Source organism: Thalassoglobus sp. JC818 (genome assembly GCF_040717535.1).
GTDB lineage: Bacteria > Planctomycetota > Planctomycetia > Planctomycetales > Planctomycetaceae > Thalassoglobus.
Window position 1 is genome coordinate 79,472 of sequence record NZ_JBFEFI010000004.1, and the last position, 17,859, is coordinate 97,330.

General features: G+C 52.5%; 17 protein-coding genes. 7 read left to right on the forward strand and 10 right to left on the reverse strand.

Annotated features, from left to right (window positions below):
• Positions 1-163: 163 nt before the first annotated feature.
• The 3 genes from AB1L42_RS11415 to AB1L42_RS11425 form a co-directional block, all read right to left on the reverse strand.
• Positions 164-448, reverse strand: a complete 285-nt coding sequence (locus tag AB1L42_RS11415) for a ferredoxin family protein (protein WP_146510247.1) — start codon at positions 446-448, stop codon at positions 164-166.
• Between the two features lie 191 nt (positions 449-639).
• Positions 640-1,017, reverse strand: a complete 378-nt coding sequence (locus AB1L42_RS11420) for a rhodanese-like domain-containing protein (RefSeq protein ID WP_367055015.1) — start codon at positions 1,015-1,017, stop codon at positions 640-642.
• A 112-nt stretch (positions 1,018-1,129) separates the two neighbouring features.
• Positions 1,130-2,656: a SpoVR family protein gene (locus AB1L42_RS11425; protein ID WP_367055018.1), complete on the reverse strand. Its 1,527-nt coding sequence runs from the start codon at positions 2,654-2,656 to the stop codon at positions 1,130-1,132.
• Between the two features lie 598 nt (positions 2,657-3,254).
• On the opposite strand from AB1L42_RS11425, the gene AB1L42_RS11430 reads away from it, so the two are divergent.
• Positions 3,255-4,244 (forward strand): malate dehydrogenase, encoded by a 990-nt coding sequence (locus tag AB1L42_RS11430; RefSeq protein WP_367055021.1) that lies wholly within the window; start codon positions 3,255-3,257, stop codon positions 4,242-4,244.
• A 167-nt stretch (positions 4,245-4,411) separates the two neighbouring features.
• Entirely contained in the window at positions 4,412-5,866 is a 1,455-nt protein-coding gene (locus AB1L42_RS11435; RefSeq protein WP_367055024.1) for a sulfatase, read from the forward strand.
• Positions 5,867-6,052: 186 nt separating this feature from the next.
• Here the strand turns inward: AB1L42_RS11435 and AB1L42_RS11440 are convergent, their stop codons facing one another.
• The 6 genes from AB1L42_RS11440 to AB1L42_RS11465 form a co-directional block, all read right to left on the reverse strand.
• A complete protein-coding gene (locus AB1L42_RS11440) occupies positions 6,053-6,928 on the reverse strand; it encodes a hypothetical protein (RefSeq protein WP_367055027.1) in 876 nt (291 codons plus the stop codon).
• 339 nt (positions 6,929-7,267) lie between these two features.
• Positions 7,268-7,879: a 5-formyltetrahydrofolate cyclo-ligase gene (locus tag AB1L42_RS11445; RefSeq protein ID WP_367055030.1), complete on the reverse strand. Its 612-nt coding sequence runs from the start codon at positions 7,877-7,879 to the stop codon at positions 7,268-7,270.
• A 56-nt stretch (positions 7,880-7,935) separates the two neighbouring features.
• Entirely contained in the window at positions 7,936-8,277 is a 342-nt protein-coding gene (locus AB1L42_RS11450; protein ID WP_367055033.1) for a translation initiation factor, read from the reverse strand.
• 56 nt (positions 8,278-8,333) lie between these two features.
• Positions 8,334-9,116, reverse strand: coding sequence for a biotin--[acetyl-CoA-carboxylase] ligase (locus AB1L42_RS11455; RefSeq protein ID WP_367055036.1), 783 nt, complete (start codon positions 9,114-9,116; stop codon positions 8,334-8,336).
• A gap of 111 nt (positions 9,117-9,227) precedes the next feature.
• Positions 9,228-10,151 carry a sugar phosphate isomerase/epimerase gene (locus AB1L42_RS11460; protein ID WP_367055039.1) on the reverse strand — a complete coding sequence of 308 codons (924 nt, stop codon included), beginning with the start codon at positions 10,149-10,151 and terminating at the stop codon, positions 9,228-9,230.
• A gap of 93 nt (positions 10,152-10,244) precedes the next feature.
• Positions 10,245-10,496, reverse strand: a complete 252-nt coding sequence (locus AB1L42_RS11465) for a hypothetical protein (RefSeq protein ID WP_367055042.1) — start codon at positions 10,494-10,496, stop codon at positions 10,245-10,247.
• 411 nt (positions 10,497-10,907) lie between these two features.
• Between AB1L42_RS11465 and AB1L42_RS11470 the strand changes: the two genes are divergently transcribed.
• Positions 10,908-11,612, forward strand: coding sequence for a hypothetical protein (locus tag AB1L42_RS11470; protein ID WP_367055045.1), 705 nt, complete (start codon positions 10,908-10,910; stop codon positions 11,610-11,612).
• On the opposite strand, the gene AB1L42_RS11475 is transcribed toward AB1L42_RS11470, so the two are convergent.
• Positions 11,609-13,111 carry a protein kinase gene (locus AB1L42_RS11475; protein WP_367055048.1) on the reverse strand — a complete coding sequence of 501 codons (1,503 nt, stop codon included), beginning with the start codon at positions 13,109-13,111 and terminating at the stop codon, positions 11,609-11,611. The two genes, AB1L42_RS11470 and AB1L42_RS11475, sit on opposite strands and share 4 nt — an antisense overlap.
• Before the next feature lie 359 nt (positions 13,112-13,470).
• Between AB1L42_RS11475 and AB1L42_RS11480 the strand changes: the two genes are divergently transcribed.
• The 4 genes from AB1L42_RS11480 (at position 13,471) to AB1L42_RS11495 (ending at position 17,703) form a co-directional block, all read left to right on the forward strand.
• Positions 13,471-14,772, forward strand: a complete 1,302-nt coding sequence (locus tag AB1L42_RS11480; protein WP_367055050.1) for a radical SAM/SPASM domain-containing protein — start codon at positions 13,471-13,473, stop codon at positions 14,770-14,772.
• 89 nt (positions 14,773-14,861) lie between these two features.
• The gene (locus AB1L42_RS11485) at positions 14,862-15,617 is read left to right on the forward strand and encodes a metallophosphoesterase (RefSeq protein WP_367055052.1); all 756 of its coding nucleotides are present in this window, start codon (positions 14,862-14,864) and stop codon (positions 15,615-15,617) included.
• A 141-nt stretch (positions 15,618-15,758) separates the two neighbouring features.
• On the forward strand, positions 15,759-16,727 hold the full coding sequence (fmt, locus tag AB1L42_RS11490) for a methionyl-tRNA formyltransferase (protein WP_367055055.1): 969 nt from the start codon (positions 15,759-15,761) through the stop codon (positions 16,725-16,727).
• 76 nt (positions 16,728-16,803) lie between these two features.
• The gene (locus tag AB1L42_RS11495; RefSeq protein WP_367055058.1) at positions 16,804-17,703 is read left to right on the forward strand and encodes a DUF58 domain-containing protein; all 900 of its coding nucleotides are present in this window, start codon (positions 16,804-16,806) and stop codon (positions 17,701-17,703) included.
• Positions 17,704-17,859 lie beyond the last annotated feature (156 nt).

A 17,859-nucleotide genomic window follows, 5' to 3' on the forward strand; every position in this document is an offset into this window, starting at 1 on the left:
GTCGCTGTTGGCCAAATTGATCTCGCAAACGCTGCCCGCGAGATCACAGTCTAGACATAAAAAAACCGGTCGCGGAATGGCGACCGGTTTGAATTCCAGCAGTCCGGAACAGGTGTGAACGTCTCCGCCACACCGTTATCGCTCAACTGAGCAGTCTTCTCGATTAGCCGACGTCGCCACCGAGAGCTTCTTTTTTCTCAGTGATGACTGGGCATTGAGGAGCCATTTCAGCGTTGAGCTCTGTGTACCCCGCCCACTCTTCTGGAAGGTTATCTTCGTGGAAGATCGCTTCGACTGGGCACTCCGGAACACAGGCTTCGCAGTCAATACATTCATCAGGATGAATGTAGAGAATTGCTTCGCCTTCGTAGAAACATTCGACGGGGCAAACGACAACGCAGTCGGTGTATTTGCAGTTAAAACATGGTTCCGCGACGACATGTGTCATCAGACTTTTCCTTTTCCGGATGCAACAGATTGCGAAAGTAAATATTTACGGCAACTCAAAGCAAAACAATGCTGCCACAAATCATATGTTCGGCCAGTTACTTCGTTGTAGGACGGCTAAAATATGCTGTCAAGACATTTTGCATACCCTCGGAACAGTGGATCACTGTATTGAGATTTGGTCTCAACTGATTACGAACTTTCAACGGCAAATCCTGCCTCATTCCAGGCTCTCCAACCCCCATCCATTGAGATCACTGAAGTGTATCCCATGCGTTGAGCTGCATCGGCTGCGAGAGCGGATCGATACCCACCGCCGCAGTACATGACGATCTTCGTCGATGGGTCCGGAACCACCTTTTCGATGTCTCGTTCAAGGACTCCCTTTCCAAGATGAATCGCTCTGGGCAGATGTCCCTTTGCGAACTCACTTTCTTCCCGCACATCGACCAGCAGAAACTCGTCTCCGTTCTCCTGCATCGTGCGGACATCTTCGATGTTGCATTCGGTGACTTTCGCCCGAGCTTCGTTCACAATTTCGAGAAAACGTGGGGAATGACTTTTCGCCATTTGAAGAACCTCAATTCGTAGATTGCTTATCGACTTCGAGTTTGAAACCGCTGCTCCACAGACCTCCTGACAACTTGTGAAGAAACTGCTGCCAGCTTTCCCAACTCTGTGACTACTTCTCGATCGACTTGATCTCGTGAGTATGTCCATCGTACGAAATTGTCGACAGCTCTTCATCGATGACCGTTTCAAGATGCACCGGACGGCCCCAGATGGCTTGGAGATTCTTTAGGGTATCGTTGGCGTAATCCTGTTTGAGTTCGACTCCCTGATAGTCATGCCGCAGATAGAGCTCTCCACGATTGGAATGATTTCCATCCACGACGAAAATAAACGGGCGGCCGTGATTCGTGAGACTCTTGAGAAACTGCTTCTTGATCTCATCAAACTCGCGTGAAGCAATTTCGTAGTCGCCGCTGCGATCGTTGTAGGCGAATGAAAACATCTTGTGACGTTGACAGAACTCAGCAGTCAGGAAGGTGTCGATGAACGTGAGGTCGTTGTGAATCCTGCGGACTTCGAAAATCTTGTCACGCCCCAAACCGAGTTCTCGATCCCAACTCCGTTTGTGATGCATGTCGTCGCACGCTTCCCACTCCTCACCAAACTTCCCGCGGTTCCAGCGCTCTTCGATATCCCTGAACAGCTCGATGCCAATCTTGTACGGATTGATCCGCTGTGGAGACATCGCCATCGTCCCGGAGTGATGGTCGGCGTAGTCGATCACTTCGGCATCCGTCAGACCATGTCGGGTCATGATTGTTGAGTGCCAATAACTCGCCCAACCTTCATTCATAATCTTCGTCTGCCCCTGAGGAGCGAAGTAGTAAGCCTCGTCCCGAATAATCGCCAGAACATCATGCTGCCATTGTTTGAGTGGAGCATGGTCGAGAAGAAACTTCAGCACATCTCGTTGTGGCTCTTCAGGGAATGACCGTTGGGCTGCTTTCTCCTGTGCAACTGCGGAACGTCGCATCTCTTCCCGTTCGAGCACTTCGGGAGGATTGATGTAATCGTCCATGTAGTCCTTCGCCCGAAATCGTCCGCGAGATGAGTCGGAGTCACTCTCCCCATTCGTCTTCGATTTCGAAGCATGTTCGGGCGGAGCGGTACGTTGAATGTGTGGCAGATAGGGGTCGATCAAATTGTCCAGCGAGAGACAACAGTCGATGAAGCGTTCCACGTTTTCGTAACCGAAGCGATCGATATATCGATTCACTCGCGCAGCATGGTTGGCCATCTGATCGAGCATCTTGCGATTCGTGGGAGCGAACCAGGCGTTGTTTTTGAAGAAGTCGCAGTGCCCGTAGACGTGGGCAATGACCAGCTTCTGATCGGTCATTTCATTCGCGGTGAGGAGATAGGCGTAACACGGGTCAGTGTTGATCACCATCTCGTAAATCTTTGAGAGCCCGTAAGAATAGCTTTTCAGCAATTCATCGTATTCCGCTCCGAATCTCCAGTGCGGGTAGCGAATCGGGAACCCGCCGTACGCGGCGAACATGCTCAACTCTTCGTAGTCGAGCATTTCAAAAATCGTCTCGAAGCAATCCAGACCGTACGACCGTGCAATTTCTTCCATACGACACTGGATGTCGCGAATCTCAGGCGGGAGAGCTCGGTGCGTCGTCACAGCCATGCGTCATCTCCTGTAGGTCGATCCATGCCGCTTTCAGACAGTCGACATGGTCGATAAAGAGGCGACCGGACAGACGAAACGCACAACACCTCAATTCCGGGCTCCAAAGTCATCGCTGGGGAGCGGATTGACCTGACAGCATTTCTCCCGTCGGGGTCTGCCTCAGAATTCAAAAGAGCAAAGGTGTTTGCGAAATCCTATACAGGAAAGCCGTTTACGAATAGATGAATTCCCAGTCGCGAGGATCTTCATCACTTTTTGAATGCTCTGACCGATGAGGATTCCCGCAACGAGCAATCTTCTCGCTAGCGCACACGCGAGAATTGCCCCGAAGATGCCAAGACGGTACAACGAAAACAGTCACGACATCGATGAGCACGCTGGTGCGGAATTCCGGTCGTGCACAAGAGTGGTCCGAGGGTTTTCTCTCGTTTCCATTTATCTGAATGGATCAATCAAGGTCACGCGATTTCGATCCCGTGGCTTTTTGAATGAACTTTCGCGCAGCCTATGAATGTCGCCCCATTGCACTCCGACGGGGTGTGATCGAACAGATATTGAACGTAGCTAACCTCCAAAGAAAGAAACTGGTGATCAGATGAAAAAACCTATTCGAGTAGCTGTCACGGGAGCGGCCGGAAATATTGGCTATGCACTCGTCTTTCGTCTCGCAAGCGGAGAGGTTTTCGGCCCAGATCAACCGGTGCATCTGAACCTCATCGAGATTCCGCCAGCTCTGCCAGCTTTGGACGGCGTCGAGATGGAATTGGATGACTGTGCTTTCTCGACTCTGGCTGGGGTCACGAAAGTCGACAGCGATCACCTCGAAGATGGTTTTGCTGACTGCAATTGGGTGTTGTGTGTCGGAAGTATCCCTCGCGGAAAAGGGATGGAGCGAGGAGACTTGATCCGCGTCAACGGTCCGATCTTCACGAACACCGGGAAAGCAATTCAGGCAGCTTCTGCAGACGACGTACGAATTGTCGTCGTCGGGAACCCTTGCAACACAAACTGCCTGATCGCGATGAACAACGCGCCGGACATTCCACGGGATCGCTGGTACGCGATGACCATGCTCGATCAGAACCGAGCGAAAACTCAGCTCGCCCAGAAATCAGGACAGGGCGTGTCCGCTGTGAAGAGAATGGCGATCTGGGGCAACCACTCCGCCACTCAGTTCCCGGACTTCTCAACGGCAACCATCAACGGCAAGCCCGCTCCAGAAGTGATCGGCGATGATGCCTGGTTCAAAGATGAATTCATTCCTGTCGTTCAGAAACGTGGTGCCGCTGTGATTCAAGCCCGCGGAGCAAGTAGTGCCGCTTCCGCTGCGAACGCTGCTCTCGATACCGTGAAGGCTGCCAACTCCAAGACCGCAGACGGCGACTTCTTCAGCGCAGCTGTCTGCAGCGACGGAAGCTATGGAGTCGATGAAGGTCTCATCTTCGGTTATCCACTCACAAGCGATGGAACGACATGGAAGATCGAACAAGGAATCGAGCACGACGAATTTGCTCAGCAAAAGATCGAAGCAACATTGAATGAGCTTCGTGAAGAGCGTGACACCGTCAAGGATTTGCTTGCTTAAAGGACGTCAACTTTTGAATCGCTGTGCAAGGCCTTCTGTCATCAGGAGGCCTTGCTTCTTTTTGACCATTGAGCGTGGCCTCATTCAATGCGCAGTGCGTTGTTTCTCGAACGTTGATTGCACTATTGTAATCGAAATTGATAGTGCCTGAACGAGGAAACAAGAGCATGTGCTGCCGTGCGATCATCGCCTCTCTGCTGATACTCTTCTCCTATTGTCCGCTCAGCGCAGCTGACGATGGACCCAATTTCGTTTTCATTCTCGTCGACGACTTTGGATTTATGGATATCGGGGCGAACAACCCCGGGACATTCTACGAGACGCCGAACATTGATCGCCTTGCCAGCGAAGGCGTGCTGTTCACTCAGGGATATGCTGCCAATCCGGTCTGCAGCCCAACACGCTATAGCATCATGACGGGCAAGTACCCCTCACGGGTTGATGCCACGAATTTCTTTTCCGGAGAGCGTTCAGGAAAGTTTCTGCCTGCCACACTTAACAACAGGATGCCGCTCTCGGATGTGACCATCGCTGAGCAGCTGCGAGACAACGGATATCGAACGTTCTTTCTCGGTAAATGGCACCTCGGACCAACTCCGGAATTCTGGCCTGAACATCAGGGTTTTGATGTGAACATTGGTGGCCACGTGCGAGGATTGCCGAAGTCGTACTTCTCGCCGTATTCAAATCCGCGACTTTCAGATGGTCCCAAAGGAGAGCACTTGACGCATCGTCTCGCTGACGAAGCGATCAAACTCATTGAAGACTCCGAGGACGAGAAGTTCCTGCTCTACCTCTCCTTTTATACGGTTCATACGCCCCTGCAGGCACCGAAGCCGCTCGTGGAAAAGTATCGAGAGAAAGCAGCACTGTTGACCGAACAGCCAGAGTTTGGTCCGGAAGAACAAGTTTGGGAAACGGACGCAGAACGCAAAGTGCGAATTCGGCAAAGTCACGCGACCTATGCTGCAATGGTCGAGAGTCTCGATCAGAACGTTGGTCGAATTCTCGATCGGCTTGAAGAACTCAAACTCGCTGACGATACCGTCGTTGTGTTGTTCTCTGACAATGGCGGGCTCTCAACTTCGGAAGGCTCCCCCACTTCCAACCTTCCGCTTCGAGGAGGAAAAGGTTGGGTCTATGAAGGCGGGATTCGCGAACCGATGATTATCAAATGGCCGGAAGGCAATCGACCCAATCCCGTTTGTGACGTTCCCGTGATCAGCGTCGACTTCTATCCAACAATTCTGGATCTCGCTGGTATTGAAGTCCCAAGCGAAATGGTGCTCGATGGCGTCAGTCTTGTGCCGCTGCTCAAAGGAGAACCACTCCCTGAACGTGATCTGTTCTGGCACTATCCTCACTACAGCAATCAAGGTGGCTTTCCGGGCGGAGCGATTCGACGCGGCGACTACAAGCTCATCGAACGTTATGAAGACGGACGCACTCACCTCTATCACACGCGCGACGATGTTTCCGAAACGACCGACATCGCAGCTGACCATCCTGAACTGGTCAACGATCTGCGAAACCGATTGCATCAATGGTATAAAGAGGTTGACGCCAAGTTTCTGAGAGCCAAAGATGGTGGGGAAGATCCATGGACCCCGGATCAAGAGTAGAAACAGACGAGTGACGTCGATGGTTTCAGGAGGAAGGAGAAATCATCGACGCACTCGTTTTTTCTGATGTCTGATGTGACGACTTTGGAGATCTTCAGACCTCGATTCCACTGACTCGCACGAGCAAACTCAGCTCGAAAAGGAGTGGGACAGCACAAGCGAGTGCACAGGAAAGAGCAACTTGCTCTAAAAGGGGCGAACAGCTGGGTGGTATTGTCTTCCACCATCGAATCCGGAAGGTTGATTCGGAACCTGAGGTTGCGGCACTTGATTCGGTCTCGCCTGATTCGGTGCTGATTGAGCGGGCGACATCTGAGCTGGATTGTAATGCTGCGTTGGGAATGCATTCCCATGTTGCGGTTGAGTCGTGACCGATGCTTGTTCGTCCGACTGCGGCATCACACTCTTGAGAAGAGACTTCACCCACTCTGTTGAAGTCTGCTTCTGAGGCTCGACCACCTGTTGAGACGAAACATTCGCGGCTGGCTCTTCGAATGGTATCGGTCTTCCAAGCGTCGGCATCTTGTTCACATCGATGTGATTCCAGTTTTGTCCGCTGGCGTAGTTCTGTTCAATCACCCGTGAGTTGGAACTCTGTGCCCCGGCGGTCGGAGGCGGAGAATAGCTTTGCTGCGGATTCCAAGGCACAGCGTTCTGTGAACCTGCTGGGTGATTCACCTGTGATGACTGGTGACTCGACGGGTCGTTCTTGAACCGAATCGGAACGAGCGCATCCATCGCCAGTCGAGCCTTCTCAGCAGCGGTGATTTCCCCGCCAGCATTGGTTGTGTTCGGATCATATAGCGGAGCGTCTTCTGCTTCTGTCGCGAGAAGTTCGGTGCGTCCAGATTTGACGGCTGCTTCGATCACTTCAGGATGCTGGCTCCACTTGTTCTGGTCCCATTTGCGCACATCAACATAAGTTGTGAACAAAGCTGGCTGATGAGCGCGCGGAACGACGATCACACCTTCATTGGTATTCATGACGTGAAACTGCATCGCCAGAAGGGAGCCGACGCTGCCTGTCAGCAGACCGGTGAAGAACGTTTTGATTCCAAACATGACACACCCGACAGTTGCTCGAATCGCCGACAGAAGAAGTCCTGCGAAGCCATTCGATTGAAGAGGTTCTCAACTCTACAACTTCACCACCGTCATGCTTGAATTCTCTTTGCGATCAGGAGTCAGAATTCTTGATCGATTTGCCCTGCACACTCAAGGTTTTCTCAGGCCGAAGAGACCCCCAAAACCACAGTGCTTACGTACGCTGCACGACTACTGTTTGCCTTCTGATTGAGGAGGTTTGCCCTCTCGTCAAAACCGATCAACTCGGCTATCAGCCGCAGCACTGTTCGGACGCTTTGAATCAGATTCGTAAACTTGACGAATGCTGTTGTGATCTCATTCACAGCGGATCAGCTGCGTCGGAGTGACAATCCAGTCGACCCGTTCATCGTGATCCATCGCGGGAATTCGGTCGACGATTTGGCAATCGTAAGCGAGCGCAACCTTCAGACAGTCTGTGCGAAGTTGGGGAACAAGCCGATCGTAATATCCCGCGCCATATCCGAGTCGGTTTCCGCGACGATCGAAACCGAGCCCCGGTAAGAGTACGAGATCCACTTCTTCCGGAAGGACATGCAATCGCGCGTCGTCCCGCAATTCATGTCGCGGTTCAGGAATCCCATACTTGCCCACGATCAGATCAGCTTCATCCTTGAATTGAACAAGCTTAAGTCTGTTCTCAGAACAATAAGGAACAACAACACGAACAGCCCCGGAAGCCGCCTGAGCGATCATCTCAACTCGTGTTTGAACTTCGCTGCGAACGCCAACGAAGAATAGAACAGTCCCTGCTTCGTTGTATTCAGGCTGTGACGTCAGTCTCTCGAAGATCGCCGCTGAGAGTCGTTCCGGATCGTTAACCTTTGCACGTTCTGCGCGGAGTCTTTGTCGGAGTTGGTTCTTCGCTTCGTTCACATCGAAACCGTAATCAGTGCTTGCGTCTGACATCTCCGTTCGATCTTCTTCTGAGAGGAGATAGCTGTTCAATTCGTTGCGAGTTCGCTTCAAACTTTGGTCCGGTAGCCAATCGATTGAAGCTCATTCTTGATCCGTTCAATATGGCTTCCCTGAAGCTCAATCGTTCCGTCTTTAACAGTACCACCAACACCGATCGCGTCTTTGAGCTTCGTCAACAGATTGGGAAGGTGATCAGCTTCATCAATGAGATCGCGAATGACGGTGACACTCTTTCCACGCTTCCGTTTTTCCACTCCAATGCGAGCAATCTGCTTCGCTGGCGGAGTGTATTCGAACTCCGGTTCCGGACACGTGCATTCGCTTTCAAGTTCATCACACCGCTCGCACCGGGGAGGTCGATCGAACTCGGTCCCTTCAAAAAGTCTCATGACTCATTAATCCGCTGTAGGTTTCTTCGGCTGACATTTGCCGCAGGATAGCTTGATCATTCACCGATCACTTCGATGGTACCGGCAAAGATTCTCTGAACTCCGACAGGAAGTCGAACCAGCAAGGCCCCTTCGGCGTCGACACCTTCGCAAAGCCCGCCGATTTCGTCGACACCATCGTTCACCAGAATGTTTCTTCCGGAGAGATAGCAATGGTTGCGGTAATCTTCCAGAAAGTCAGAAGCTGTTGCGATGCGATTCCATTCGTGCTCCAGGTCCTCTAAGAGCTGAATGAGCACGTCCGTGCGACTCGCTTCTGAACCACTCATGTCGACGATCGATGTCGCCTTTGCCTGAAGTTGTTGAGGGGCTGACTGCAATGAGTTGTTGACGTTCAGCCCAATTCCGACGATGAGCAGGCTCGGACTCGCGGGGTGACTCTCGATCAACAGCCCCGCAACTTTTCTGCCTTGTACATAGACATCGTTCGGCCACTTGACCTGAACGTTCGACTCAGGAAGCCACCGTGCCACCGTTTTCCGAACGGCCATGCCTGTCGACAAGGACATCCTCGGCAGAAAACTCGTCGGAATTGCGAATTGCTGTGGATCGAACACGATCGAAAATGTCAGCGACCCCGGAGCCGACCACCACGAATTCGAACCGCGTCCTCGACCGGCAGTTTGCGTATTCGCCCCGACCAAAACCGGAAGATTTCGTCCGGTCATTGTCTCATTAGCCAGGAAGCGATTTGTCGAATCGACTTCGGCCAACCATTCCACCTGTTCCACCCACGATCCTTGCTCGATCAGGCGGCAATCAATTTCGTCTACATTCATCTCTCATTCCGAACGAGACCGGGTAGGCGAGCTTCGACCTCCGGCTCATATGGGCCGGGTGAACTCTGAAAACTTCCCACGATCTCTCAGTGTGTGCTGCTCGAGTAAAGCTTAGCTCTTTGCGAGACAGTCTTCGAGATAGTTGTGCCCCGCTTTGATTTCGCGAGTCACATCGGAGAGGTTCGGAAGAATTGGAATTCCTCGCGGAACTGGATGCATGAAGACCTCCGTTCGTCCCTGAAAATTGGTCTCTTTCAGAGCAGAGACGATCGGAACAAAATCAAGCGGCCCACGATGCGGAAGCTGGAGCATTTCCTGCTCTTTGGGAAGTTTCTCAGTACAGCCCATTCCGTGTTCCCATGCCTGAAAGTGCACGAGGCGATCACCGAGCCGATGGATGATTTCCGCGATTTGGGAAGGATCTTGCGGTAAGTGATAAGGAGCCATCGCAAGACCAATCGCGCTGGATGGCATTTCATCGAGCAGCATGAAAATCGACTCGGGCGAACTGATCAGTCCGCCGCTGTGGTTCTCGACCCCAACCGAAATCTCCAGGCTTTCTGCAAGCTCAACCGTTGGCTTGAGCTTTTCAGCGAACGCTTTCACTTCGCGTTTGAGGTCGTCTCCGGAAAGATCTTTCTTCCCGCCGGAATTGCAAATGACCATGTCTCCACCGAGACGTTTGGTGAGCTGCATTTCCGACTGCATGTTGAAGATGCCGTATTTGAAGCACGTCAGACTTCCGAGTTTCACGCCGTGCTGGTCGAGCAGTTCGCGAAACCGATCTTCGCCCATTTCGTCGATCTGCTCGCGCTGGTTTCCGTGCCGCTCGGCCCAGATTTCAATGGACTTTGCACCGGTCTGCGGAAGTTCAGCGAGAATGGTTTCAAGTGGATTTTTTCCATACATCGCAGAAGCCACGATGTAATTCAGTTCGAACGCCTGGGACTTAGGAGCGCATAAAGAAACCGCTGCCGTCAAAGACGATGCAGCGGCTACAGAAATCTCACAGAACTTACGTCTGGTGATGAGCATCGTGTTTCCTCAATCATTTCAATCCGGACTGCAGAGACGAAGCGACCGATTCGGCCGACAGGTCCTGCAAGTCGTTTGACTGAGGAAACGATATCAGTTCATCCAGTGGTTGTCTTCGTCAGTGTCAACTTGAGGCTCGTCCTGAACAGCATCCCAGCTGCGGAAGGCTTCGAAAACGTCTGAAGAGAGGAGCACGGTTTCCTCAGTTCCGATCACCATATCGATTCCGATGTTGCCAAGCAGACATCGGATCTCCCGGATGAAAGGAAGCGGAGCCATGAGTGTATTCTTCGGCAAGTCGGCACATTCTCGAAGTTCGAAGCTGGCCAGGTCAGGAGTGAACATTACGTCGTCCCGTTGGAGTCATTGCATTGAGTTGCGTCGTGTCGTTGGTCGATCCAACTTTATTCTGCACCATGGTGTCGCAGGAGGCGCGGAACTTCAATCAAACCTTCGAGAAGTACACGACTTTTGCAGATTCCCATGACACGCAACAGGTTTACCCAAGATTTAATTAAGAAGTGAGTTGGGAAGATTGAAGACACTGGCTGAATTGGCCATTCCGTAACGATTGTTCCGATCACAGCGAGAAGGATACTTTGACTGTCACATCACCCGGCAGAACAATCTTCCAGTGGTCCGTTTACGAAGATTGGTCAGATTTTTATCCTGACAGGTTGTCGTTGAACGGTGGTATTCCTCAACGTGTTTTCATTGAGACACACGCTCATGTTTCTGAAGAGGGAGAATGCAAACATGTCCAAACAACTGTTGCTTCTGGCATTACTTGCGTCTTTGCAGAGTTCCGTTTTCGCTGACGAACCGGTCGATGAGAAAGCACCGGCAGTGAAAGCCATCAAAGAGGTCGGTGGCAACGTCATGGCCATCGCCCAAAATGACCCACGGCTGGACGTCACGCTGCACCTGGCGGATCAAGATGTCACTGATCAAACCCTGGAACAGGTTGCCGCTCTGGAAAATGTCGCTTGGCTTAATCTCGCTGGAACCAAAATCTCCGACGACGGCCTGGCCAACCTCGCTGGCTTGGACTCGCTCGAAAAGCTGCATCTGGAGAAGACAGCCATTGGCGACAAGGGGCTGAAGCACCTCTCAGGGCTGAAGCACCTCGTCTATCTGAACCTCTACGAAACGAACGTCACGGACGCAGGGATTGACGAGCTGGCCAAACTGAAGAGCTTGCGACGCGTGTATCTGTGGCAGTCTAAGGTGACAGAATCCGGAATCGAAAAACTTCAGAAAGCCCTTCCCGAAGCCCAGGTCGTCGGAGCAATTAAACTGACCCCTGTCGAACCACCGATGCCCGAACCTGAGAAGAAGGAACCTGAGAAGAAGGAACCTGAGAAGAAGGAACCTGAGAAGAAGGAACCTGAGAAGAAGGAACCTGAGAAGAAGGAACCTGACAAGAAAGACGCTGACAAGAAAGACGCTGACAAAGACTAAGCGTGTCGGAACGGCAAGGGGCTGGTGCGAGGTACGCTCGACGTCTTGAACCAGTGATAGATGCCGAGCGTCGTGACTCCTGTCAGCAGGACAGCAACAGCCCAGCCGATCCACGATTTTTCTTCAGGCTTCGTCTCCGGAACGGTCCCCTGAAGATTCTGAACAGCGCGATTTGCAGAATCACGCACACGTGCATCCGCGTCGTTTTTCTGAATGCGAATCAAAACCGGAATGAGATGCCGAGAGCGTCGACCACCTTGTCCGATTTCGTGGGCACTTTGTTGACGCACCTCGGGATCAATGTCTTGCAAGGCTGTTTCTAGAACAGAGAGATGCCGCCCGGATCTCTGATGGATCGTCCCGAGCGATTCAATTGCGACAATTCGGACATCTGGATCAGCATGATGTGCGGCGCGCACCCACAGCATCTCGCCATGGTCCCCGGAATGCCGTTGAACCACCTGGATAATGTTCCAGCTCAAAGAGCAGGCAAGCGTAATTCCGAGCGCGATCGCCACCCATCTCGGGACAGAGTTCGTCGGGGCCACAGGACTCGGAAGCGGAACGCCTGACTTGGGCGACTTCGCCTGTGCTCGTGTTCCGCCGCTGCCTGTGCGGAGTCGATCGTGCATCTCCTCTGGAGTCGGACGCGTCACGACGACCGATTGCTTGACCGATCGAAGCTGCCGCATCACCGCCTGAGCCGACTCGGGTCGGTTGGCAGGGTCTTTCTCGAGCAACTGAAGAATGATTCTCTCCAGCGCGATGGGACAATCGAGTGCCTTCTCGCTGGGCCGCACCGGCATGTTCTGACAGTGCATGTGCAATGTGGCAGCGGGTGTTTCTCCGATGAATGGCGGAGTCCCTGTAATCAGTTCGTAGAGAACACAACCGAGAGCGTAGAGGTCAGTTTTGTCTGTGATCTCCTGCCCGCGGATTTGTTCCGGAGCCATGTACAGAAATGTTCCGGCGGTTTTTCCCGCAGCAGTGATTCTTCGCGAATCCGCGACTGATGCCAGACCGAAGTCGCTGAGTTTGAGTTGTCCGGAGTGCGCGAGTAGAAAGTTTCCCGGCTTAATGTCTCGATGTACCACTCCAGCTGCATGCGAACAGGTGAGCGCATCACACATTTGCAAAGCGAAATAGATCACCTGCTCCCAGGGAAACTGCTTCTTCTCTTGGAGCTTGTCTTCGAGAGAACCTCCCTCGACCAATTCCATCGCGTAGAAACGACGGCGATTCTCGCAGGCCCCGCCGAAGCAACGGACGATGTTGGGGTGCTTCAGATTCTTAAGCACTTCGAGTTCACGTTCGAAACGTGCGAGTGCAGTCTCATCATTCACATCCGATGGAAGCATCTTGAGAGCGACTTCGCGGCCGTTGACGACGTATCGCGCTCGATAAACGACTCCCATCCCGCCTTCGCCAATTTGCTCAAGCAGTTCGAATGGCCAGATCCATCTGGATTCAGGAGAAGTTGGTTTCCGGTCGGTGGTCATGTCGTTCGTAAACTCGGTGGAACGATGAGGCAATTCTCAAAATCGGCATCTTCCTTAACAGTCGTTAAGTCATGATGTGTTGTCTGTGGAGATTCAGGCAGGATCAACAATAATTATTGACTGAAATCCGGAATGAGGCGCCCCGACCCACTCCTTTCGGTTCTCGTGGATATTGAACATCGTCACCAGGGTTTCGATCGCACTCGACGATCTCTGCCCGCGTGGCAGTTGCTCAGCAACGATCCTCAGGGATACAATCAGGCTCGGAACGGTCCTCCGTCGCGAAAACTTCTAGCCCGGACGCAATTTTACCGGATTTTTCGAACAAGACCATAAAAGACCGCCAGAAAGGTCACGACATGTACTTCCAGATGGCCAAACGCCTTCTCCTGGAAACAGACAAAAGACTCGTCTGGAAACTGTTCTGGAACATGGGCATCAAAGGTGCCCGATCTGTCCAACGCTTCAAGAAGAAGCTGAAGAAGGGCGAGGTTTTTCCGCCATTTCTCTACATCTCCATCATCAATTCCTGCAATTTACGGTGTCAGGGTTGTTGGGTGGACGTATCAGCAAAACAGCAAACGATCGATGTCGAGGCCATGGACCGTCTCATCAACGAAGCCAAAGCGAACGGAAACGTTTTCTTCGGAATCGTCGGCGGCGAGCCATTCATGCACCCGCAGATTCTGGAAATTCTGGGAAATCATCCTGACTGTTATTTTCAGGTCTTCACCAATGGACACTTTATTACCGACAAAGTGGCCAGGGAACTGCGTCGACTCGGCAACGTCACGCCACTGATCAGTGTTGAAGGATCTGAGATCGTCAGCGATGAACGTCGCGGTCGAACAGGGGTCCTGTCCAAGACGATGCAGGGAATCCAGAACTGTCTGGATAACAAAATCTTCACCGGTGTTTGCACGAGTGTCTGCAAAACCAACCTCGATGACCTAGTCACCGAGAAGTGGGTCGATCGGCTCATCGAAATGGGCGTCTTCTACACCTGGTTCCACATCTATCGCCCGATGGGACCGGATTCATCTCCGGAGTTGTGCCTGAGCCCAGAAGAGCAGCAGCGGATTCGGAAATTCGTCGTCGACATGCGCGTCAAGAAGCCGATCATTTTCGTCGACGCTTACTATGACCATCAGGGACAGGCCCTTTGCCCAGCCGCCACGGGAATCACGCATCACATCAATCCCTGGGGCGGAATCGAGCCTTGCCCGATCATTCAGTTCACGCAGGATTCCATACACGATCAGTCGAAGACTCTGGCCGAGAAACTGGATTCTCCGTTCCTGAAGGACTTCCGTGAACTCGCTCGGGACACGACGCGTGGATGCATCGTCCTCGAGCGACCGGACCTCCTCAAGAATCTTGTCGAGTCACATCACGCAGAAGACGGGACCGTCCGAAAAACGGCGCTCGCCGAACTCGAACAGATGAAAATTCGCCCATCACAATACAACGCTGATTTGGCAGTTCCGGAAAAGAGCTGGGCATACCGAATCGCTAAGCGACATTTCTTCAACGACTTCGATGCCTATCAAGGACGAGATCACAGCAAGGCATCCGCTCCTGCCATGTTGAAAACCCTCTCGGCATCAAGTTCTCCGGAACCGGAATTCGTTGAGCTCGAGAATGGAATCTCAGACTCATAGTTTATCGCCAATTCCGTCGCTTCGGACTTATCAACTCTTCGAATGTCGTTGACTTCGTCACCTGAACTGTTGCCATTCACAACTCCACCATGCCAAGAATCAGCTTCCTGTCCGATCTTCATCTCTTCGCACGTCGATCGACAGCGGATCAGTATCACGACCAAATCGTCGAAGCCGCCCTCGACTCAGACGTGTGTATTCTTGGGGGCGACATCTTCGACTTCCGATGGTCGATCTATCGGACGGAAGACGAAACAGCCCATGCTGCTGTTGAATGGCTTCGAAAGTTCAACGAAGAAACCAATAACTGCCGCGTTCACTTTCTGCTCGGCAATCACGACGATCATCCAGAGCTTCTTCAGAGACTCCCCTACCTTGCTGAAGAACTGAAGACGTTCGAGTGGAGTCGGTACTACTACCGGTTGGGAGACACGTTTTTCCTACACGGAGACGTCGCAGACAAAACCATGACCGCAGCTTGTTTGGAATCACAACGTCAGAGTTTCGCCCACGGAAATCGCACTGAACTGCATAACAAGCTGTACGATGTCGCCATCAAAGCTCAGCTGCATCGCCTCGCTCCTCCGGCAGTTTATCCCTGTAAACGTGTTGCTGCCCGAATCTTGAGTTACCTCGAAAATATCGGGAACGGGAAATCATCCGGCGTCGAACATGTCTACTTCGGCCATACTCATCGTCCGATGGACCATTACCTGTATAAGGGAATTCACTTCCACAACGGAGGGGCCCCGATTGGCCGGGCACCGTTCAGAATCCTGAAAAGAGATATCCCCACAGACTCACCGGATGGCCCCATCGAAGGCATCGAAAGACACCGGGCGTAAGGGACTCGCCGGTCGATTCGACGTCCATTCAATCGTTGATCAACGTCACCAATCGATCCCAAATATCGATCCCATTACAACACAAACCAGCTCATCAACATCGGGGTCAAGAAGACGCCGAAACTCGCGCAGGACAAATCAATGGCTTTACGGATTGCACTCATGGGAACCGGGGAATTTGCGCTTCCCAGCTTCCAGACACTGATCGAATCACAACACGAAATTGTCGGTCTCGTCACTCAACCCGACCGCACCGGCCGCGGTCATCATCGGCACGTCATTAAGCTGAAGGAATTCGCAGTCGCCGCTGACGTTCCTGTCTTTCAGCCAGAGAAGGTCAATCAACCGGAAGCTTTGGCGCAGCTTGAAGACTGGAACGCGGACCTGTTCGTCGTCGCTGCCTACGGACAAATCCTCTCCAAAAAACTGCTGTCGATTCCTCGACTGAGCGCGATCAACATCCACGGCTCTCTGCTCCCCAAGTTTCGAGGCGCAGCCCCGGTTCAATTTGCAGTCTTGACCGGCGAAACTGAAACGGGCGTTTCAATCTTCCGCATTGAACCGAAACTCGATTCCGGACCGCTCCTCGGAACTGTCGCTACTCCGATTGGACCACAGGAAACCAGCGGGGAACTCCACGATCGACTGGCTATTCTAGCTGCTCCACTGACTCTCAATGTCGTGGACCAACTCGATGCCGGGACTGCTCAAGAAACGGTGCAGGATGCCGATCTTGTTACGTTCGCTCCGAAGATTGAAAAAGTTCAAGGCTGGATTGACTGGACCCGCAAGTCCGAAGAAATCGGATGGCATGTCCGAGGAATGCAGCCCTGGCCGATGGCGGTCACGCATTTTCAACGACCGGACAAAGCTGATCTCAGGATTTCGATTCTGCGAGTTCAACCGGCTCGCGAAGAGGATCAGAAGCATCTCTCTTCACTCAATCCGGGGGATCTGCGTATCATCGATGATCGCCTGCTGGTCAAAACCGGTGACTCCAGCTTGGAAGTGCTCGAACTTCAACCGGCTGGAAAACGCCCGATGCCTTCAGACGCCTTTGCCCGTGGGAACGATCTGACAGATGCTCGATTCGTCAATCCCGACGCGTGACGATGTGCAGACGATCGTCGACGTTTCATTTCGAATGTGACAACAGAAAACACTGAACAAGACTGATTGAATCCCTATGACATCGTCGGCCGAGCGATATCTGAAACCGGAAGTGATCCGCAACGTCGCTCGTCTGGACCTTCGTGCCAAGTTTATTGTCGAGGGATTCCTTTCCGGACTGCATGCTTCGCCCTTTCACGGCTTCAGCGTTGAGTTCAGCGAACACCGCAGATACTCCGACGGAGACGATCCGAAAGATATCGACTGGCTCGTCTACGCGAAGACCGATCGTTATTACGTCAAGAAGTATCAAGCCGAAACCAACATCACCGGCTATCTGCTCATGGATCTGTCCGAGAGCATGGCGTACACGTACCGGCAGGAGTTGACCAAGTTCGAATACTCCATCTGCCTGGCAGCTGCGCTGGCGTACATGATGGTGCATCAACAAGACCCGGTCGGTCTCATGAGTTTCGACGAAACGATCCGGGCCAGCCTTCCCGCGAAAAGTAAACGCTCACAACTCGGAAACATTCTCGCACTTTTGTCGCAGGCTCAGCCAACTGGACCGACGGAAATTGCCAAGAATCTGCACCGGTATGCAGCGATGGTCCGCAACAAGAGCCTTGTGATGCTCTTCTCCGACCTGCTGACCGATCCTGAACCGGTGATCGACGCGATCCGGATGCTGAGATACGCGGGACATGACGTGATTATCTTTCACGTTCTGGATGAAGCTGAAGTCCACTTTCCGTTTTCCGGGATGGTCGACCTGCGAGAACCTGAATCGGGGGAAAAGATCATGGTCGACGCTGCCGGAATTCGCGAAGACTATCTCCAGGCAGTCAGCGATCTTCGCTCCCAATACAAGAAGGCTTGCCTTTCAGTCGGTGCCGACTTTGTGGAGATCGACACAAGCATGCGTTTCGATAAAGCCCTCGTCGAATACCTCTCTCAGCGGCAAGCCCGCTTCTAGAGCAAGTTGCTCTTTCCTGTGCACTCGCTTGCGAGGTCTCACCCATTCGAATGCTGAGTTGGCTTGAGTGAGTCAGTGCAAACCAAATTTGAAATTGTTCCAACCTGTTCGAAAAAATTCTCAGCGGTCCTTCGGGCTTCCAAATGTCGACGCACC